The organism is Zwartia lucis (genome assembly GCF_965234455.1).
GTDB lineage: Bacteria > Pseudomonadota > Gammaproteobacteria > Burkholderiales > Burkholderiaceae_B > Zwartia > Zwartia lucis.
In genome coordinates this window covers 206396-226107 of the sequence record NZ_OZ248474.1, presented here as the reverse complement: position 1 = coordinate 226107, position 19712 = coordinate 206396, and the positions used below count along the sequence as shown (strand labels likewise).

22 protein-coding genes are annotated in these 19712 nt (G+C 51.3%); 18 read left to right on the top strand and 4 right to left on the bottom strand.

Annotated elements, in window-relative coordinates; all coding sequences use genetic code 11:
* The first annotated feature begins 8 nt into the window (after positions 1–8).
* From secY to AC8GE9_RS11715, 11 genes are all read left to right on the top strand, one after another.
* Positions 9–1334, top strand: coding sequence for a preprotein translocase subunit SecY (secY, locus tag AC8GE9_RS11765; protein WP_506677355.1), 1326 nt, complete (start codon positions 9–11; stop codon positions 1332–1334).
* A 9-nt stretch (positions 1335–1343) separates the two neighbouring features.
* Complete coding sequence (gene infA / locus AC8GE9_RS11760; protein ID WP_028816445.1) at positions 1344–1562, top strand: translation initiation factor IF-1; 219 nt, start codon at positions 1344–1346, stop codon at positions 1560–1562.
* Positions 1563–1596: 34 nt separating this feature from the next.
* Positions 1597–1710: a 50S ribosomal protein L36 gene (gene rpmJ / locus AC8GE9_RS11755; protein WP_003805360.1), complete on the top strand. Its 114-nt coding sequence runs from the start codon at positions 1597–1599 to the stop codon at positions 1708–1710.
* 17 nt (positions 1711–1727) lie between these two features.
* On the top strand, positions 1728–2093 hold the full coding sequence (gene rpsM / locus AC8GE9_RS11750; RefSeq protein WP_028816444.1) for a 30S ribosomal protein S13: 366 nt from the start codon (positions 1728–1730) through the stop codon (positions 2091–2093).
* Between the two features lie 13 nt (positions 2094–2106).
* On the top strand, positions 2107–2508 hold the full coding sequence (gene rpsK / locus AC8GE9_RS11745) for a 30S ribosomal protein S11 (protein ID WP_028816443.1): 402 nt from the start codon (positions 2107–2109) through the stop codon (positions 2506–2508).
* A gap of 11 nt (positions 2509–2519) precedes the next feature.
* Complete coding sequence (rpsD, locus tag AC8GE9_RS11740; RefSeq protein ID WP_506677354.1) at positions 2520–3143, top strand: 30S ribosomal protein S4; 624 nt, start codon at positions 2520–2522, stop codon at positions 3141–3143.
* 131 nt (positions 3144–3274) lie between these two features.
* Positions 3275–4258 carry a DNA-directed RNA polymerase subunit alpha gene (locus AC8GE9_RS11735; protein WP_506677353.1) on the top strand — a complete coding sequence of 328 codons (984 nt, stop codon included), beginning with the start codon at positions 3275–3277 and terminating at the stop codon, positions 4256–4258.
* Between the two features lie 162 nt (positions 4259–4420).
* Entirely contained in the window at positions 4421–4813 is a 393-nt protein-coding gene (gene rplQ / locus AC8GE9_RS11730) for a 50S ribosomal protein L17 (protein ID WP_506677352.1), read from the top strand.
* A gap of 142 nt (positions 4814–4955) precedes the next feature.
* Positions 4956–5291 carry a divalent-cation tolerance protein CutA gene (gene cutA, locus AC8GE9_RS11725; protein WP_506677351.1) on the top strand — a complete coding sequence of 112 codons (336 nt, stop codon included), beginning with the start codon at positions 4956–4958 and terminating at the stop codon, positions 5289–5291.
* Complete coding sequence (gene dsbD / locus AC8GE9_RS11720; RefSeq protein WP_506677350.1) at positions 5288–7297, top strand: protein-disulfide reductase DsbD; 2010 nt, start codon at positions 5288–5290, stop codon at positions 7295–7297. The genes cutA and dsbD overlap by 4 nt, the downstream gene beginning before the upstream one ends.
* Positions 7298–7331: 34 nt before the next feature.
* Positions 7332–8576, top strand: a complete 1245-nt coding sequence (locus tag AC8GE9_RS11715; protein WP_506677349.1) for an MFS transporter — start codon at positions 7332–7334, stop codon at positions 8574–8576.
* Here the strand turns inward: AC8GE9_RS11715 and hemB are convergent.
* Positions 8560–9579 (bottom strand): porphobilinogen synthase, encoded by a 1020-nt coding sequence (gene hemB, locus AC8GE9_RS11710; RefSeq protein ID WP_506677348.1) that lies wholly within the window; start codon positions 9577–9579, stop codon positions 8560–8562. The two genes, AC8GE9_RS11715 and hemB, sit on opposite strands and share 17 nt — an antisense overlap.
* Positions 9576–10199, bottom strand: coding sequence for a ribosome biogenesis GTP-binding protein YihA/YsxC (gene yihA / locus AC8GE9_RS11705; RefSeq protein WP_028816436.1), 624 nt, complete (start codon positions 10197–10199; stop codon positions 9576–9578). Before yihA ends, hemB begins: the two co-directional genes overlap by 4 nt.
* Before the next feature lie 96 nt (positions 10200–10295).
* On the opposite strand from yihA, the gene AC8GE9_RS11700 reads away from it, so the two are divergent.
* The 6 genes from AC8GE9_RS11700 (at position 10296) to AC8GE9_RS11675 (ending at position 17755) form a co-directional block, all read left to right on the top strand.
* The gene (locus AC8GE9_RS11700) at positions 10296–11009 is read left to right on the top strand and encodes a c-type cytochrome (protein ID WP_506677347.1); all 714 of its coding nucleotides are present in this window, start codon (positions 10296–10298) and stop codon (positions 11007–11009) included.
* Positions 11010–11146: 137 nt separating this feature from the next.
* Complete coding sequence (locus tag AC8GE9_RS11695) at positions 11147–13219, top strand: cytochrome c biogenesis protein ResB (protein WP_506677346.1); 2073 nt, start codon at positions 11147–11149, stop codon at positions 13217–13219.
* 22 nt (positions 13220–13241) lie between these two features.
* A complete protein-coding gene (gene ccsB, locus AC8GE9_RS11690) occupies positions 13242–14573 on the top strand; it encodes a c-type cytochrome biogenesis protein CcsB (protein WP_506677345.1) in 1332 nt (443 codons plus the stop codon).
* Positions 14570–15775 (top strand): MFS transporter, encoded by a 1206-nt coding sequence (locus AC8GE9_RS11685; protein WP_506677344.1) that lies wholly within the window; start codon positions 14570–14572, stop codon positions 15773–15775. The genes ccsB and AC8GE9_RS11685 overlap by 4 nt, the downstream gene beginning before the upstream one ends.
* A gap of 14 nt (positions 15776–15789) precedes the next feature.
* Complete coding sequence (locus AC8GE9_RS11680; RefSeq protein WP_506677343.1) at positions 15790–16716, top strand: DMT family transporter; 927 nt, start codon at positions 15790–15792, stop codon at positions 16714–16716.
* A gap of 13 nt (positions 16717–16729) precedes the next feature.
* On the top strand, positions 16730–17755 hold the full coding sequence (locus tag AC8GE9_RS11675) for a histone deacetylase family protein (RefSeq protein WP_506677342.1): 1026 nt from the start codon (positions 16730–16732) through the stop codon (positions 17753–17755).
* Between the two features lie 9 nt (positions 17756–17764).
* Here AC8GE9_RS11675 and lysA read toward each other — a convergent pair whose 3' ends face one another.
* The gene (gene lysA, locus AC8GE9_RS11670; RefSeq protein ID WP_506677341.1) at positions 17765–19066 is read right to left on the bottom strand and encodes a diaminopimelate decarboxylase; all 1302 of its coding nucleotides are present in this window, start codon (positions 19064–19066) and stop codon (positions 17765–17767) included.
* Between the two features lie 58 nt (positions 19067–19124).
* The gene (gene lptM / locus AC8GE9_RS11665; RefSeq protein WP_506677340.1) at positions 19125–19337 is read right to left on the bottom strand and encodes an LPS translocon maturation chaperone LptM; all 213 of its coding nucleotides are present in this window, start codon (positions 19335–19337) and stop codon (positions 19125–19127) included.
* Between the two features lie 32 nt (positions 19338–19369).
* Between lptM and cyaY the strand changes: the two genes are divergently transcribed.
* On the top strand, positions 19370–19699 hold the full coding sequence (gene cyaY, locus AC8GE9_RS11660) for an iron donor protein CyaY (protein WP_506677339.1): 330 nt from the start codon (positions 19370–19372) through the stop codon (positions 19697–19699).
* Positions 19700–19712 lie beyond the last annotated feature (13 nt).

The following is a 19712-nucleotide window of genomic DNA, read 5'->3' as shown; positions in this document are numbered from 1 at the left end:
ATTAAAGAATGGCAACAGCACAGTCCGCAGGAAAATCAGGTTCACGTTATGGCGATTTAAAGCGCCGTCTAGTGTTCTTGGTGCTCGCACTGGTGGTTTTCCGCCTGGGTACGCATATTCCTGTTCCAGGCATCAACCCAGATTCCTTGGCAGACTTGTTTCGTGAAAATCAGGGCGGAATTCTCGGCCTGTTCAATATGTTTTCAGGTGGTGCGCTCGAGCGTTTCTCGATTTTTGCTTTAGGTATCATGCCTTACATTTCTGCATCCATCATTATGCAGTTGATGTCTGTGGTGGTACCAACACTCGAAGCGATTAAAAAGGACGGTGAAGCTGGCCGTCGAAAGATTACACAATACACACGTTACGGAACGGTTGTATTGGCTTTGATTCAGGCGGTTGGTATATCAGTTGCCTTGGAGTCTCAGCCAGGCTTGGTCATTGAGCCGGGTGTAATGTTCCGCCTGACAACTATCGTGACTCTTGTAACAGGTACGATGTTTGTGATGTGGTTGGGTGAGCAAATCACTGAGCGTGGTTTGGGCAATGGTATTTCGATTCTAATTTTTGCAGGTATTGTGTCTGGTTTACCGAGCGCAGTAGCAGGGCTGCTTGATTTGGTTCGAACAAATGCAATGTCGGGTTTTTCCGCCCTATTTATTATCACTTTAGCTGTGCTAGTAACAGCGTTTGTTGTGTTGGTTGAGCGTGGACAACGTAAAATCACTGTGAACTACGCCAAGCGACAAGTGGGAAATAAGGTTTACGGCGGTCAGACTTCACATCTGCCATTGAAGTTGAATATGGCGGGTGTGATCCCACCGATTTTTGCTTCATCGATCATTTTGTTTCCAGCGACGATAGCAAGCTGGTTTTCCAGCGCGGAGAGTATGCGATGGCTCGGTGATTTGGCTGCTGCTTTGGCCCCACGTCAACCGCTCTATCTTACGCTTTACGCAACGGCAATTATTTTCTTCTGCTTTTTCTACACCGCGCTTGTTTTTAATAGCCGAGAGACAGCAGATAACTTGAAGAAAAGTGGTGCCTTCGTTCCAGGGATTCGTCCTGGTGAGCAAACAGCACGATTTATCGACAAGATTTTGATGCGGTTGACGCTCGCTGGTGCTTTGTACATCACAGTGGTGTGTTTGGTTCCAGAGTTTTTAGTCATGCGTTGGAATGTACCGTTTTACTTTGGCGGCACCTCTTTGCTGATTATTGTTGTAGTTACGATGGACTTCATGGCACAGGTTCAGGCCTACATGATGTCTCACCAGTACGATTCATTGCTCAAGAAGGCTAACTTCAAGGGCGCGAATATACCAATGAGATAAGCGAGAGCAATGTCAAAGGACGACGTCATTCAGATGCAAGGTGAGATTCTTGAGAATCTCCCTAACGCAACATTCCGTGTCAAGTTAGAAAATGGCCACGTTGTATTAGGTCATATTTCTGGCAAGATGCGTATGCATTACATCCGGATTTTGCCGGGCGATAAGGTCACAGTGGAGCTCACACCCTATGACCTAACGCGCGCCAGAATCGTATTCCGCTCCAAATGAGCGGCCGGGTCTCGAAAGATAACAGGAGTCAACCATGAAAGTAATGGCATCGGTTAAGCGGATTTGCCGCAACTGCAAAATTATTAAACGTCACGGAGTGGTGCGAGTCATTTGCACCGACCCGCGTCACAAGCAGCGTCAAGGTTAATACATCAAGGAACAGTCATGGCCCGTATTGCTGGCATCAACATTCCGCCACATCAGCACGCCGAGATCGGCCTGACCGCCATTTTTGGCATCGGTCGCACTCGCTCTCGCAAAATTTGTGAAGCTGCTGGTGTGCCCTTTACCAAAAAGGTCAAGGATCTTACCGACGTAGAACTCGAGCGTATCCGTGAACACGTAGGTGTGTTTTCGGTCGAAGGAGATCTGCGACGTGAAGTTCAGCTCTCGATCAAGCGATTGATCGATCTGGGAACCTATCGTGGCATGCGTCATAAGCGCGGTTTGCCCGTACGTGGTCAACGCACTCGCACCAACGCCCGCACCCGCAAGGGACCGCGTCGCGCTGCTGCTAGCCTAAAGAAATAAAGAGGATTAGAAGATGGCTAAAGCTTCTGCCGGCGTCGCGAATCGCGTACGCAAAAAGGTCAAAAAGAATGTTTCGGACGGCATTGCGCACGTTCATGCATCTTTTAACAATACGATCATCACTATTACGGACCGTCAGGGCAATGCCTTGTCATGGGCAACGTCTGGTGGTGCAGGCTTCAAAGGCTCACGTAAATCTACGCCGTTTGCAGCTCAGGTTGCCGCAGAAACAGCTGGAAAAGTGGCAATTGAATACGGCATTAAGACACTTGAAGTTCGCATCAAGGGCCCAGGCCCAGGTCGCGAATCTTCAGTGCGTGCGTTGAACGCGTTGGGTATTAAGATTTCGAGCATTGCCGATATCACACCCGTCCCGCACAACGGTTGCCGTCCACCTAAGCGTCGTCGTATCTAAGGGGAACCCACATGGCACGTTATACCGGTCCCAAATGCAAACTCTCGCGTCGCGAGGGCATTGATCTCTTCCTAAAAAGCGCACGTCGCTCGCTTGAGTCAAAGTGTAAGCTTGACTCAAAGCCAGGTCAGCATGGTCGCACCTCGGGTGCACGTACTTCTGACTATGGCTTGCAGCTGCGCGAAAAGCAAAAGCTCAAGCGTATGTACGGCATTATGGAAAAGCAGTTCCGTAAATATTTCGCAGAAGCCGAGCGTCGTAAAGGCAACACAGGCGAGCAGTTGATCCAATTGCTTGAGTCACGTCTTGACAACGTTGTTTATCGTATGGGTTTTGGTTCGACTCGTGCAGAAGCACGCCAGCTCGTCACACATCGTGCGATTGAGTTGAATGGTCATAAAGCAGATATTCCTTCGATGTTGATCAAGTCTGGTGACGTGATCGCAATTCGTGAAAAGTCAAAATCTCAGTCTCGCATTCGCGAATCGATGGTCTTGGCTTCAGGCAATGGCATTCCCCAATGGTGTGAAGTTGATACCGCGAAGTTGGTGGGTACGTTCAAACAAGTGCCTGATCGCGCGGATGTAGCTCGCGACATCAATGAATCGATGGTTGTGGAATTGTATTCACGCTAATTCAAAGTCTTAATGGCGTATGCAGCTTTTGCCGCATACGCCATATGTATTTTAGTCAGACGTATTTTTTAGTCTTCTCCATCAGCCTTATCGGCGTAACGAGCCGAGGGTATTGAAAAAGGACCTTCGCTATGTCACAAAGTTTTCTCAAGCCTCGCTCGATCGAAGTCGAAATCGTCGGTCCCAATCATGCCAAAGTCATTATGGAACCTTTCGAGCGCGGCTACGGCCACACGCTTGGAAACGCGTTGCGCCGCATTCTGCTGTCTTCGATGTCAGGTTACGCGCCGACCGAAGTTCAGATTACTGGCGTTGTTCATGAGTATTCGACAATTCCTGGTGTGCGCGAAGATATCGTTGATATCTTGCTGAATTTGAAAGGCGTGGTGTTTAAACTGCATAGCCGTGATGAAGTGACGCTGACTCTTCGTAAGCAAGGCGCAGGGCTAGTCTTGGCCTCAGATATCGAACTGCCGCATGATGTAGAAATCGTGAATCCCTCACAAGTGATCGCGACTCTGACAGACTCAGGCAAACTGGAAATGCAAATCAAGGTGGAAAAAGGCCGTGGTTACGTTCCAGGTAACGTTCGTGCGCTAATCGATGATCGTGCCCATACCATTGGCCGCATCGTTTTGGATGCTTCGTTTAGCCCCGTGCGTCGCGTCAGCTACTCTGTAGAAAACGCACGTGTCGAACAGCGTACCGACCTCGACAAGCTCGTACTAGATGTTGAAACAAATGGTGTGATCAGTCCAGAAGAAGCAGTGCGTCAATCGGCACGCATTTTGATGGATCAGATCTCTGTGTTTGCAGCACTCGAAGGTGCTGGTGATTCTTATGAAGCGCCAAGCCGTGGTGCGCCACAAATCGATCCAGTGTTGCTCCGTCCAGTCGATGATCTTGAGTTGACCGTTCGTTCTGCTAACTGCCTCAAGGCTGAAAACATTTACTATATCGGTGACTTGATTCAGCGTACTGAGAATGAGCTTCTTAAGACACCTAACTTGGGTCGTAAGTCACTCAATGAGATTAAAGAAGTGCTTGCCGCACGTGGTTTGACACTGGGCATGAAATTGGAAAACTGGCCACCTATGGGCCTCGAGCGTCCATAAAGCCATAAGACTCAGAGGTCTGTAAGCCCTCTGAGTCTTAATGAAGTCGAGTAGCATTTTAGTGTTGTCTTAGTACAAATCGGCCCGCAGCATCTTTTGCTGATCGAAGAGCTGAATACATTGAGCGATTTTGCTCTTAATAGATTCAATAAGGAAAGTATCATGCGTCACGGTAATGGATTACGTAAACTTAACCGCACCAGCAGCCACCGTCTTGCGATGTTTCGCAACATGGCTGTTGCGCTGTTGACCCACGAAGCAATCAAGACAACGTTGCCAAAAGCAAAAGAATTGCGTCGCATCGTTGAGCCTTTAATCACAATGGGCAAGAGCCCAACATTGGCAAACAAGCGCCTGGCATTTGCGCGTTTGCGTGACCGTGAGCTCGTTGTTAAGTTGTTTGCTGAGATTGGCCCACGTTATGTAGGTCGTAACGGTGGTTATACGCGTGTGTTGAAGATGGGTCATCGCCAGGGCGACAATGCACCAATGGCCTTTATGGAGTTGGTTGACCGTCCTATCGTTGATGAAGCGGCAGGTACAGAAGAAGCATAATAAATACTGCAAAAATATTCTGTTCTAAGCGCTCATGTTGGCGCTTAAACTTAAAAGCCTCGGCACCGCCGAGGCTTTTTTGTGTCCGTAGTAATCTGTATGTCGATACAATTGTAGCTATAGTCATTTGAGACGGATCAACATGCCTGAGCAAGATGTAGTTATGGTGATGACCAATGCGCCAGATCTTTTGTTGGCGAAACGCATTGCGCATTTGCTCATCGAAGAACAGCTCGCAGCGTGTGTCAATATTGGTACGCCGATGCTTTCCGTTTATAGCTGGAAGGGCGAGATCGAGGGTGCCGAAGAAATCCCCATGATTATTAAAACGACCGCAAATAAACAACATGCGCTGATTGAGCGCCTGGTTGAACTCCATCCCCATGATATTCCAGAGGTCGTTGTACTACCCGCTATTGGTGGATATGGCCCCTATCTCGATTGGGTGCGAAGTTTGACGGCAGGAGCGCCACCATGAGCACAGCAATAAACACACGTAAGTGTTCCAAAACATATTCAATACTGGCGATGTTGTTTGTATTGTCGAGTATTTTTTTGACTTCAATGGTGCGGGCTCAGCAACAAGACTTTTTAGATCCGGAAAAGGCTTTTATCCTCCGCGTTCAAATGGCTGGACCTGGCGCCATTCAGCTCCAATTTAAGATCGCCAAGGGCTACTACATGTACCGTGAACAGTTTGCGTTCAAGCTCGACACGCAGAATGTGAAACTCGGTGAGGGCAAATTTCCAGTCGGTCAGGTTAAACACGATCCGACGTTTGATCGAAAGATGGAGCTGTATTTCAAAGAAGCCGTCATCACGTTGCCGATCACAGCTTGGCCAAAAGACCTCCCAACAACCCCTTTCGTGTTGACGGTGACGGGGCAAGGTTGTGCTGAAGCAGGTATTTGCTATCCGCCGATGGACTTTATTGTCCCTATGCAGGCAACATCTGAAGTGATTGGATACTTGTTGCCGTCTCCCGCTAGTGCGCTGGGACTTTTTGATCGCATCCAGCAAGGGCAGTGGTCTGAACTTTTTTTTGGGAGCAATGACGTCGGTCTCGCAGATATTTTGTCTTCGACAGGGACTGTAGAGATTGTTTTATTGTTTTTTGTGTTGGGTTTATTGCTTGCTCTGACGCCTTGTGTGTTGCCGATGCTGCCGATTCTTTCCGTGCTATTGGTCGGTGAGCAACAGCATGTTTCTAAAGCGCGAGGATTCGCCTTGGCACTTGGCTACGTAGCCGGCATGTCAGTGATTTATACGACGCTTGGTATTGCAGCGGGTTTGAGTGGTGCGGGACTAGCCGCTTGGTTACAAACTCCGTGGGTGTTGGGATTGTTTGCCTTACTACTCGCGGTGTTGGCGCTTGCGATGTTCGATGTATATACGCTTCAAATGCCTTCGTTCATTCAGACACGGTTGATGGCTAAAAACTCACATATCCTTGGCGGAAAGATGAGTGCGGCCATCTTGATGGGCGCGCTATCCGCGCTGATTGTCGGACCGTGTGTCGCCGCACCTTTGGCGGGCGCATTGTTATACATCTCCCAAACAGGGGATGTCTTTCTGGGAGGTGCGGCATTATTTGCGATGGCCTGGGGTATGGGGGTGCCATTACTCTTAATGGGCGCATCAGCTGGAAAGCTCATGCCGCGCGCAGGCTCCTGGATGGAAGGCGTTAAGCAGTTTTTTGGTTTGTTATTGTTGGCAACGGCATGGTGGATGGTGACGCCATTGATGCCCACCTGGGTACAAATTTTGGGCTGGGCTGTGCTGGCAATGTTTGCAGCCGTATTGCTGCGACCTTTCGAACCCATCACGAGTGAGTCTGGTGTGAGTGGAGCATGCCGTAAAACCTTGGGTTTGTTGCTGATCGTGTTGAGCACGCTCTGGATTCTAGGTGTTGCGAGCGGAGGACGTTCGTTACTTCAGCCTTTAAATCATTTGTCGTTGTCGATGAGCAATCCCGTGATGACGGGTATCCCTACGGCGACTCCCGTGGCGGCGCAAGGACCGATGCCCGCCGGCATGAGCTTAACAGGCAAGCAGCAACTTCTTGGCACACCCAGCGTCAATAACAGCGGAATAACGGCGCAAAGTCCTGGAGCTTTAAAAGCGGGCCCTCCAAGTTTTCAACTTGTTAGAACCGTCGCGGAGCTTGAGCAATTACTTGCACTGTCGACGCGCCCCGTGATGCTGGATTTTTATGCGGATTGGTGTGTTTCATGCAAAGAAATGGAAGCCTTTACATTTGTTAATCCGCGCGTCATGCAACGCATGAATCAGATGCTGTTGTTAAAGGTCGATGTCACCGTAAACAATGCGGATGATCGTGCTTTGATGAAAAAATTTCGTCTGTTTGGACCTCCGGGTATTATTTTCTTTAGCCCTGGCGGTCACGAAAGAAAAGATGTGAGAGTGGTAGGTTTTCAGGATGCCACACGGTTTACCGCGACCTTGGATCGTGCACTAAAGTAAAAATAATAAATAAAAGACTTAAATCAGAGACAACATGACGCAAGCACGGGACCACGATTTGGCCAATACGGATCAACCAAAGAACGAAAACCCAAAGTCGACAACCTCGGTCATTATTTTGTTTGCCTTGGCAGCCTGTGCGGCAACCACTTCTTTTCGGATTTGTGATCCGTTGTTACCTGTTTTCGCAGAAGAGTTTGGTGTTCGAACGGCGCAGACATCTGGCACAGTGACTTGGTTTGCGATTGCTTATGGAATTATGCAATTTTTTTACGGACCGCTTGGCGATCGTTATGGCAAGTTTCGTGTGGTGTCTTGGGCAACGCTTGGTTGCGCGATTGGCGCTTTGATTGTTGTATTCGCACCCAGTTTGGAGGTGATTGAGCTTGGCCGGTTGATTTCAGGTGCAATCGCCGCTGCAATTGTGCCTCTCTCGATGGCCTGGATTGGCGACCATGTCCCCTATGAGCAGAGGCAGGCAACGCTTGCGCGATTTTTGCTCGGCTCGATTTCTGGTCTTGCGCTCGGTCAATTACTCGGGGGAATTTTCGCTGATACGATTGGTTGGCGTTGGGCCTTTGTCTGGATGGCTGTTGTGTATTTTATTGTGGGCGGCTTGTTGATTTCGCGACGCGGCAGTGTGCCTGAAACGCCTCATGTACCGTCTCAAAGCTCGAGTATTCTCGGCCCCCTGAAACAAGTGGTGTCTACGCGCTGGGCCGTTATGGTCTTGGTGATCGTGTGTATCGAAGGTATTTTTGTCTTTGGCCCTCTTGCTTTTGTGCCCGCTTTTTTGCATGAGCGTCATGGCATCCCAGTTTCGTGGGCAGGCATGATTAGTGGTTTTTTCGCACTTGGCGCTTTTATTTATGCGATTCGTGCGAACCAGTTTGTGACGTGGTTGGGTGAGCGCAGATTGGCGCTGATAGGTGGGATCACCATGGCAGTTGCCTATGGCGTCTTTATGCTTTCAACAGTTTGGTATTGGGGTGTGTTGGCGAGCGTCTTGTCTGGTTTAGGTTATTACTTTTTGCACGCCGTGTTGCAAACGCATGCGACGCAAATGGCACCGTCAGCCCGTGGATCAGCAGTGTCATTATTTGCGTCTTGTTTGTTTTTAGGCCAGTCGCTCGGGGTGGCGGCCTGTGCCTGGTTGGGTGATAGCTTTGGTTTGTCTGCGGTGTTTCCTGTAGGGATTATTGGTTTGCCATTGCTTGCTTGGTTTTTTGCCGGGCGCTTGCGACTGCGCCAGGCTGAGCAAGCTAGGTTGAGTCCTTAAGGAGTTTCGCAGCGGCGGGGGCAAAGTAAGTCAAAATTCCATCTGCTCCTGCGCGTTTAAAGCCTAGTAACGTCTCCATCATGACCTTGTCGTGATCAAGCCAGCCATTGGCGGCTGCCGCTTTGAGCATCGCGTATTCACCGCTGACTTGATAGGCAAAGGTCGGCACATGAAAGGCGTCTTTAACACGGCGCAGTACATCCAGATAAGGCATGCCTGGCTTGACCATTACCATGTCGGCGCCCTCGCGCAGGTCGGCCGCGACTTCGCGTAGCGCTTCATCGATGTTGCCTGGATCCATTTGATAGACCAGCTTATTGGACTTACCCAAATTGGCGGCGGAGCCAACAGCATCCCTAAACGGACCATAAAATGCACTAGCAAACTTCGCTGAATAGGCCATGATGCGAGTGTGGATGAAGTTGTTGGCTTCAAGTGCCGTGCGAATGGCACCAATGCGACCATCCATCATGTCGCTAGGTGCCACGATATCCACGCCTGCTTCGGCTTGGATTAAAGCCTGTTGCGTTAAGATTTTGACGGTAATGTCATTCATGACATAGCCGTTTTCATCAATCACGCCATCTTGGCCATGACTGGTGTAGGGATCGAGCGCCACGTCTGTCAGCAGGCCGAGCTCGGGAAAGTGCTTTTTAAGGCTCGCGACCACACGTGGAATGAGCCCTTTGGGGTTGATTGCTTCGGCGCCATCCAGCGCTTTGAGTGAGGGATCAACGACCGGGAACAGCGCCATCACGGGAATGCCGAGTTCGACGCATTCGCGCGCAACCTCCAGAATCGTGTCTGGAGAGTAGCGCAACACGCCAGGCATAGAGGCGATAGGTTGACGCACACCCGTACCCTCAACAATAAATACAGGATAAATGAGGTCATCAACTGATAGTGAGTGCTCGCGAACAAGTCGTCGAGAAAAGTCATCGCGGCGCAGACGACGCGGACGATTGGCAGGAAAGTCGGCAAGGATGAGATGTGGAGTTGTCATGGTACGACCTTGGGTGAAATCCAGTTTTCGATTTGGAGGGTGGCTTCTTCGAGTCCGATGCGGGCAGTGGCGGAGAACGGGACCGCATTGAGCGCTCCGATGTCTTCGAGTTCTTTTTTAACGGCAAAGACAGCTTTGATGCGCTGCCCGTACGGAAACTTGTCTGCTTTAGTGAGCAAGGCCATTACGGGTCGTCGGGTTGGGGCGATCCAGTTGGCGAGACGCCGGTCGAGCTCGGTCACACCACGACGAATGTCAATCAGCAGCACGATGCCGGCGAGAGACTCGCGGCTTTGGAGGTAGCCACCCAAAATATCAGCCCATTCCTCTTTGGCGCGTTGCGCGACCGAGGCATAGCCGTAGCCAGGCAAATCAACCAGAAATCCCAGTTGTCCTTCGGGGTCGAGCGGATCGGGTAAACCAAACATATTGATGAGTCTTGTTCTGCCGGGTGTTTTACTTGAAAACGCCAGTCTTCTCTGGTTGGTCAGGACGTTAATCGCCGTGGATTTGCCCGAATTGGAGCGACCCACGAAGCAGACTTCAGGGGCTCCGGGAAAAGGTAGTTGATCCAGCCGAGCGGCTGAAGTGAAAAACGAAGCGCGATGCAGGATTGACACAAGGAGGGCCATTAAGAATAAGCTCAAGCGCTATTGTATAATCTTGGGTTTAGAAGTTGTTGATTTATAGAAAGATTACAAGCGTCGAGGTCTTTAATGAAGCGTGTGCTGTCCAAGGTAGTGTCCAAGATAGTGCTTGTGAGCGGGTTACTGCTTGGGGTGTCTGCCGTATCAACCAGTATGGCAGCAGGCCCTGTCAAGGGGCCAGCAAAGCCTGACGCCACAAAGGGTGCTCAGCTCTATGAACAGGGTGATGCAGCGCGTGGCATCGTGGCCTGTGCCTCCTGTCACGGCGCGGCTGGCAACAGTACAATCCCTGCCAACCCCAATCTTTCCGCCCAGTCACACGAGTATTTATACAAACAGCTCGTTGAGTTCCGTATCAAAGCAGGCGCTAAGACCGCGTTGCGCAAGGGCGCTGAGGGCGCGCCTTCTGTGATGCAAGCGCTGGCGACGCCGCTGAACGACGCGGATATGCATAATCTTGCCTATTTCTTGTCCTTGCAAACCTTGGCTCAGCCTGCGACCGCAACCAACGAAAAGTTGGTGGAGCGAGGCCAAAAAATCTGGCGAGCAGGGATTCCTGAGCGTAATGTCCCTGCATGTGCTGCGTGTCACTCTGCCAATGGTGCTGGTATTCCGGCGCAATACCCACGTCTCAGTGGGCAATACCCCTCGTACATCGAAGATCAGCTCAAGCTCTTTCGCTCAGGTCATCGAGGTAATTCGCCCATGATGAACCAAATCGCTGACCGTATGTCAGATTCAGACATTAAGGCAGTTTCTGACTATGCAGCCGGTTTGCGCTAAAAAAACGAAATAACAGTTGTAATGTTTTAACTCGTTTGGCGCCAAAGATATAGTAAAAAAGGAGGTCTAAAGACCTCCTTTTTTACGCACCTTGTAAGTCGCTCTAGCAACTTCGCTCACTGGGCAATCACGTAATCATGATAAAGACCGCAACTAGACCGCTGGCAAATTTTCTCGAGCTCCTGAGCTCGATGCGCTTTGCGATCAGTTTGTTGGTTTTTATTTGTTTAGCCAGCATTATCGGTACAGTGATCCCGCAAGGTCGTTCAGTCAACGCTTACATCGATCAGTTTGGGCCATTCTGGTTTGATGTATTCAATCGGTTTTCCATTTGGCACATCTATAACAACTGGTGGTTCTTGGTCACGATGGCTTTTCTCGTGACCTCGACGAGCTTATGTTTGATCCGCAATGCACCAAAGATGCTCAAGGAGGCACGCTCTTTCCGTGAGAATATCCGCACCTCAAGTCTGCAGTCTTTTCATCATCGGATTGCGTTAGATACGGGGCGGGGTGTACCGGCCGCGACTGCCTCGGTTCAGGCCTGGCTCAAGCGTGAGGGTTATGCGGTCAAGCAGCGCGATGAGGGCGACGCGGTCTTACTGGCGGCAAAGCGTGGCAGCGGTAATCGGCTTGGCTATATTTTTGCGCATGCCTCTATTGTGATTATTTGCGTGGGAGGTTTGCTTGATAGTGAGTTGCCCGTGCGGATGCAGGTATGGCTCATGGGCAAGACCCCTATTGTTGAAAATATGCTGATCGCAGACGTGCCAGAGCGTGGACGTTTATCGATCAATAATCCGAGCTTTCGCGCGAATGTTTTGATTCCAGAGGGTAGTGCGCGCGATTCGGCCGTGGTCAATATTGACGATGGTGCATTGGTGCAGCCTTTGCCCTTTAGTATCGAGCTGAAAAAATTTATCGTTGACTATTACTCCACGGGAATGCCAAGTCGCTTTGCTAGCTTGGTCAAAGTGACCGACCCCGACACGGGCAAAACGTTTGATGCGACCATTGAGGTCAATGAGCCTTTGCATTTCAAGGGTGTGACGGTGTATCAGTCCAGCTTCGACGATGGGGGCAGTTTAGTCGAGTTGGTGGGCTACCCTCTTGCCGGTCCGAGTGATAAGCCTTTTGAAATCAAAGCGCGTGTCGGCCAATCCAATGATGTCACCATGAAATCCGCAGGTGTCGAGTTCAAGGTAGAGGTGACAAAGCTGCGTCCGATTAATGTCGAGGACTTGTCTGGTGGTGATCCTACTTCTGTTTCAAAGCCTTTCGGTGAGCATGTCGCAGCCGTTACGGGAAGTGCCGCAGGGAAAACAAATAAAAATTTGCGCAATATCGGACCGAGTGTTGAGTACCGCGTGATCGATGCGAGCGGTCAAGCGACCTTGTTTCACAACTATATGGTTCCCGTTGAGCTAGATGGCTCCCGTGTCATGCTGGCCGGTGTTCAAGAAACGGGCACCTCCGGTTTCCGTTATTTGCGTCTTCCTGTTGACGACGATAGCTCGATGGTCGACTTTGTTCGTTTGAGAGCGGCGCTAGCCGATCCAGCAGCAAGAAAATTGGCAGCTGAGCGCTTGGTGAGCAACTATGGTGGGGGTTTCGAAGAACGCAGGGCGCTTCAAATATCGACTGAGCGAGCGCTTGATACCTTTGCGAACGGTGGCTTGGTCGCGATTTCAAACTTTTTGGAAAAAAATGTTCCAGTGGCTGAGCAACGCCGTGCGGCTGATGTCATTATCCGCCTACTAGGATCTTCGATCGCCGAGTTGCGTGACATTGGTCGCGAGCGTGCGGGCCTTGCGCCCATGCTTAATGCTCCGGGCAACATGGAGGCCGCCGCTGAGTGGTCTAGGCTCGCGGTCGCGGCTTTGTCGGATCTCGCACTTTATCCCTCGCCGATCATGATGACGCTCAAGACGTTTGAGCACGTTCAGGCGAGTGTTTTCCAAGTGAGTCGTACGCCAGGCAAGAGCACGGTTTATATTGGTTGTCTGCTTTTAATCATCGGTATTTTTACGATGTTTTATGTCAGAGATCGTCGAATTTGGGTTTGGCTTCGCCCTGCTGAAACTGGGGGTGCGAAGGTCATGGCAGCCATGACTTCGCAAAAGCGGACACTCGATTTCAATCGGGAGTTCGATCGTTTCAAACAGGCGTTGCTACGCCTGAATCAAGGCGAGCCGACCGGCAAGCCCTAACACTGACCATTGAGATATTGCTATGAATGAGCCAGTTGCTGCTGTTGCGAATGATTGGGATGATTTGAGAGAGTCGGGTGACGGACGCATCGAGCGTGGTCGTCCCGATTGGACCGATTTATTGTTTTTTGTATTGCTAGCGCTTGGAGCGGCTTTTGCTCTCAAGCAATACAGCCATGCGATGGATGTCTATGAGAAGACAATCCTAGTTCTCACGGTTCCTTTATTGGTTTGGCTGGGCTGGTTGTGGCGTCCCTTGCGTACCCTGATGATGGCAATGGGGGCGGCCTCATTGTTTGCGATTTGGTTGTATCAAGGGGATTTGGCGCGTGCTGAGCAAGTATTCTTTTTGAAATATTTATTTTCTTCACAGTCGGCCATTCTCTGGATGTCGGTGTTGTTTGTGATCGCGACATTTTGTTATTGGGCCGGCTTTGTGAGCACAACGGCAGCCTGGCTTGGTACGGCGTTGACCTGGGGCGCCGTTTTTGCAGGCTCGACGGGTATGCTGGTGCGATGGCATGAAGGGCATTTGATGGGTCCCGACTTGGGCCATATTCCTGTCAGCAATTTGTACGAAGTGTTTGTGCTATTCGCGCTCGTCACATCTCTCTTTTATCTCTATTACGAGCGTCGCTACGGCACACGCGCGCTGGGTGGTTTTGTGATGTTGGTCGTGACCTCGTCGGTCATATTTTTGCTTTGGTATTCGTTCACGCGCGAGGCTTATCAAATCCAGCCCCTAGTACCCGCACTCAAAAGCTGGTGGATGAAAATTCATGTGCCCGCAAACTTCATCGGTTATGGCACGTTTTCGCTAGCGGCCATGGTGGGCTTTGCTTATCTGGTCAAGCAGCACGCTCAAACTAAATCCTGGTTCAAGCTTGCGCCGCTGTTTATTTTGGGTGTCTTGTTGGCTGCCGAGCCGATGGTGTTTCGTACAGAAGGTTTGTCCGCAACTTGGATGATTTATTTCGGAATCGGTGCTTTGATTGTGGGTACGATTTTGTTGTTTCGTGCTCAGATCGGCGCGCGCTTACCCTCCTTTGAAGTGCTCGATGACATCATGTATCGGGCCATCGCCATCGGCTTTGCCTTTTTTACCGTGGCAACGATTCTCGGCGCCTTGTGGGCCGCGGATGCTTGGGGGGCCTACTGGCAGTGGGATCCCAAGGAAACGTGGGCACTGATCGTCTGGTTGAACTACGCCGCATGGTTGCATTTACGCCTCATGAAAGGCTTGCGTGGCACGATGGCCGCATATTGGGCACTTGTGGGTCTGTTGGTCACTTGTTTCGCCTTTTTGGGCGTTAACATGTTCCTTTCAGGTCTTCATTCTTATGGTGCGCTTTGACGCCTGCTAAACCCTGGGTCGTGTTGCTCGCGACCCTTACAGTACAGTCTCTTGTCGCGATGGCCATGTTAAATCTGCCGGTGGTTGCGCCGGCAGTGGCCAAAGATGTCGGAATTTCTACAAACTATTTGGGAGCCTATGTTGCGCTGGCTTATTTTGGCGCGATGGTGGCCACCTTATTGGGCGGTGCCGCGGTCAAACGCTGGGGTGCGATACGTTTGAGCCAGACGGGCTTGGTGTTGGCGGCGAGTGGTCTCTTTCTCTGTTCGATGCCCTATGTTGAAACGATCGCTTTGGGCGCGCTGTTTATTGGTGCTGGCTATGGACCGATCACTCCAGCAAGCTCACATTTGTTGATCAAATCAACACCCCCTGAAAAACTATCTTTTGTTTTTTCTATCAAACAGACAGGCGTGCCGCTCGGGGGCATGCTTGCGGGCGCGACCGTGCCTTCTCTGGATATTTTGATTGGATGGCAGTTGGCGTTTATCTGCGCAGGCATTGCGTGCCTCATTTGCGCTTGGGCTGTGCAGCCTTTGCGCGAAGGCTTGGATGATGATCGGGATCCCACGGTCAGGCCGTCTTTAGTGACAAGCTTTGTTTTGCCCCTCACGGTGATTTTCAGCCACCGCACCCTGCGTCAGCTGTCTTATATGTCCTTTATGTTCTCGATCGCACAGATGGCCCTCATGGGTTATTTGGTGACATTTTTGTATGAGGACTTGGGGTGGAGTCTTGTGGCGGCGGGTGGCGCGCTGACCGTGGCCCAAGCCGCTGGAGTCTCCGGCCGGATGTTATGGGGTTATGTGTCTGATCGCTGGCTAGGTGCAACCATGATGTTGATCGTGATCGCGGTGCTCTTGGTGATTGGGTCGCTGGGAATCGTCCTGCTCGGGCCTGAGTCTTCGCCGTGGTTCTTATTTCCCGTCTTGGTGATTTTTGGCGCATCGGCGATTGGTTGGAACGGGGTGTTTTTGGCGGAGATCGCGCGACAGGCACCTAAGGGACAGGCGGGTGTCGCAACTGGCGGCACGCTTTGCATTACCTTTTTGGGCGTTATGATCGGCCCCCCCTTGTTTGGTGTGTTAGCGAGCGTCCTGGGTAGTTATGGTTTAAGTTATGGCGCAATGGCGGTACTTGGCATGTTAATTTTGATGTTGTTGATACCGCTCTACCGTCATCCTACAGCGAGCTCAACCTGATTCGCCGCGTTGTTTTGGAAACCTCGTCAGAGCCGACTGCGCTGTCTCAACAGCGACAATGGTTGGTGGGCTGCGGCATTTTTTTATGTGCTTTGACATGCTTTTCTCTCCTAGACGCACTGGCTAAAGACCTCGTGCATCGCTACTCAGCACCGCTTGTCAACATGGCGCGCTACTCTGTGATTGTCGTGCTTGCTTTTGCAGTGATGCGCGCCAAAGGCGTGTCTATTCATGCGCGTAAAGACAAGCGCTTTTTGCTGGTGTTACGTGGCGCGATGCTTGGCATCGTCGGTATCTGTTTTATTCCCGCGCTTCAATACTTACCGCTCGCCGAAGGTACGGCGATCTATTTTGTCGCACCGCTGCTAGTGATCATCTTTGCGCCCCTTGTATTGGGCGAACGCGTGGGCTGGAAACAATACGCTGTGGTGCTTGTGGGCATGACGGGGATGCTGCTCATCGTCAATCCTGGTGGCGATCTCTCCTTGATTGGTAGCGCGTTGATGTTCACCTCTGCGTGTGCTTATGCGGTCGTTCAACTGTTGACACGCAAGCTGGCCAATCACGTTGAGAGCGAACAAATGTTCGTCTATGCAGCCAGTACGTGTTGGTTTATGGGGCTAGCGGTGATGATGGTTTTTTGGCCGCAAGTCTGGCCAACGGGTCGTGATCTGCTTGAGATGCTTGTGATGGGCGCATGCGGTGGTACAGGTCAGTATTTACTGATTCTCGCCTTTAAGCGTGTGCCTGCATCGACGCTCGCCCCGCTCAATTATTTTCAGCTGGCGCTTGCCGTCATTTGGGGCGAACTCCTTTTTGGCCAAATGCCTAATTTACAATCTTTTGCAGGGATCGCACTGATCGTCGCCGCAGGCTTGGCGTTGACCTTGCCCCTGCTGATTGCATCCTTGAAGGCCAGCTCACTTCGGCGTGCACGTTAACACAGGAGATTTGATGAAGAGCTTTTTTCACTCTAAGCAAAAACTGCATCATCCACAAACCTATCTGTCTCGCGGAAAGATGCGTGTACCTCAAGAGATCCCGGAGCGTGCCGAACAGATTTTGAAGGGACTTGCGGCACTCAACCTTCCTGTGACCGAGCCAAACGATTATGGCATGGCGCCACTGTTACGCGTCCACGATGCGGCCTACCTGTCGTTTTTACAAACTGCGCATGCTGAATGGAAGCAAGTCGGACCGGATTGGGGCGACGAGGTGATTCCTAACGTCTTCGTGCGCGAACCCAATGCGTTGCGTGGCATTTTGGCCAAAGCGGGCAAGTACCTTGCTGATGGGAGTTGTCCCGTTGGCGAGCACACATGGACGACGGCCTACTGGGGTGCCCAGTCTGCGATCGCAGGCGCTAAAGCCCTCTTGGCGGGCGATGACAAGGCGTATGCTTTGTGTCGTCCCCCAGGGCATCACACCCGTAAAGACGCGGCAGGAGGATTTTGTTACCTTAATAATGCGGCGATTGCGGCTGAGTTGTTACGTGAAAAATACCAACGCGTGGTGATACTGGATACCGATGTGCATCATGGTCAAGGTATTCAGGAAATTTTCTATGAACGTGACGATGTGCTGTACGTATCGGTGCATGGCGATCCGACGAATTTTTACCCTGTGACCGCAGGCTTTGAAGATGAAACAGGCGCAGATACTGGTTCGGGCTATAACCTAAACCTGCCGATGCCGCATGGCTCAAGTGAAGAGGTCTTTTTTGAGCGTGTTCACCAAGCATTCAAGGCGATCGAAGCATTCAAGCCCGACGCGGTGGTACTGTGTTTGGGCTTTGATGTGTATAAGGATGATCCGCAGACCAAGGTCGCAGTGACGACCGAGGGCTTTAATCGTCTGGGCAAACAGGTGGCTGCACTGAGTTTGCCTACATTGGTGGTGCAAGAAGGTGGTTACCACCTGGAAACACTCGCCACCAACACCGTCAGTTTTTTTAATGGTTTTCTGTCGCGAGAAAATTAATTCGGCCGGTTAATCCGGTAGGCAGCTTTCACCGCGAATCAGGTCGGCAAAGGTTTCTCGTTGGCGGACGACATAAACATGTTCGCCATCCACCATGACTTCGGCGGGACGCGGGCGACTGTTGTAATTGCCTGCCATCACAAAGCCATAGGCTCCCGCTGATTCGATCGCCAATACATCGCCTTGGTTGAGAGCCAGTTTGCGCGCGCGGGCAAGCCAATCGGCGCTTTCGCAGACAGGACCCACTACGTCATAGAGTGTAGGAGCACTTGAGCGCGGCTTGAGCGGTAAAACGCCGTGCCAGGCTTCGTACAACGCGGGACGCATCAGGTCATTCATCGCCGCATCCACAATCGCAAAATTACGCGCTTCGGTGTGCTTGAGGTATTGCACGGAGGTCAATAGCACGCCGGCATTTCCGACCAGCGATCGACCAGGCTCGAGCACGAGCTCAAGGTGATCAAAACCTCGCGCACTGAGCTCAGCGAATACTTTGTCGAGCAAGACTTTGGGGGCGAGCGGCGTCTCATCGTCGTAGCGAATACCTAGACCACCGCCCAGGTCCAAATGCTTGAGGGTAATGCCTAGGCTGACCAGTTGTTCAATCAGCTTGAGGAGTTTGTCGAGGGCGTCAAGATAAGGGCTGACTTCGGTGATTTGTGAGCCGATGTGACAATCTACCCCGACCACCTGAATGCCTTGCAGGGTCATGGCAAGTTGATAGGCTACGGGCGCTTCTTCGATCGCGATACCGAACTTATTTTCTTTGAGGCCGGTCGAAATATAGGGGTGTGTCTGCGCATCGACATCGGGATTGACGCGCAGAGACACAGAGGCTACCTTGCCGACCTGCGTCGCGACTTCCGACAGGAGCTTGAGTTCAGGCAGAGACTCGACGTTAAAACACTTTACGCCTGCATCAAGCGCTGCTCGCATTTCCCAGTCCTGCTTTCCCACGCCGGAAAACACAACTTTAGCGGGATTGGCGCCGGCTGCTAAAACACGTGCGAGCTCACCGCCCGAAACGATATCAAAACCACTGCCCAAACGGGCAAATTCTTTGAGTACGGCTAGGTTTGAGTTGGCCTTCATGCCATAACAGACTAGGACGCGGTGGGTACCGATCGCTTCTTGGTAAGAGGCCCACGCTGTAGACAAGGCTGCGCGTGAATAGACATACAAAGGTGTGCCGAGTTGCTCGGTAAGGGTGGAGAGCGCAACACCTTCGGCGAAAAGCTCACCGTTGCGGTAGTGAAAATGTGGCGATCCTGCTGGTGTGGCGGTCGAAGTCATAGTGTTTGAGGCGGTCATGTCGTGGCTGTGGGTATTCGGTCGTTAATAAGTAAGCTCAAGCACAATATGGTACTGGCTATTTTGGTTCTGGGACAGGCATGGTCTGAACTGCGGTAGCAGGCGAAACGGATGTGGCAGGTGCCTCAGCGGCAGGGGTTGGTTTAGGCGCCTGAGGTTTGGGTGGCGGTAAATACAGAGGGCCTTTAAAGCCACAACCTGCCAACCAGCCAGTCAGGGCGAGCATCGCTACAATGCGAGCAAAACGGCGATGATGGATTTTGCGGGTCACTGCACACTCCCTCAACATTGAGGATAAGGATTATGAACGATACTGAATTTCATACACGGGCAACCGCCATTCTAGATGCAATAGAGGCCCAAGCCGACCATTGGTTTGAACAATTGGACCTTGATGTTGAAACCAAACGCAACGGCAATGTACTCAACCTTATTTTTGAAAGCGGACATCAAGTGGTGATTAATAGTCAAGCGCCGCTCCACGAGATGTGGTTGGCTGCGCGCTCGGGGGGGTTTCACTACAAGTACGACGGTCAACATTGGAAGGACACGCGAGGCGGCAGCGACCTACATGACCTGCTTTCTAAAATCTGTTCTGACGAGACTGGGCAAACGCTCACCGTCAAACTTTGACGGTATTGTGAGT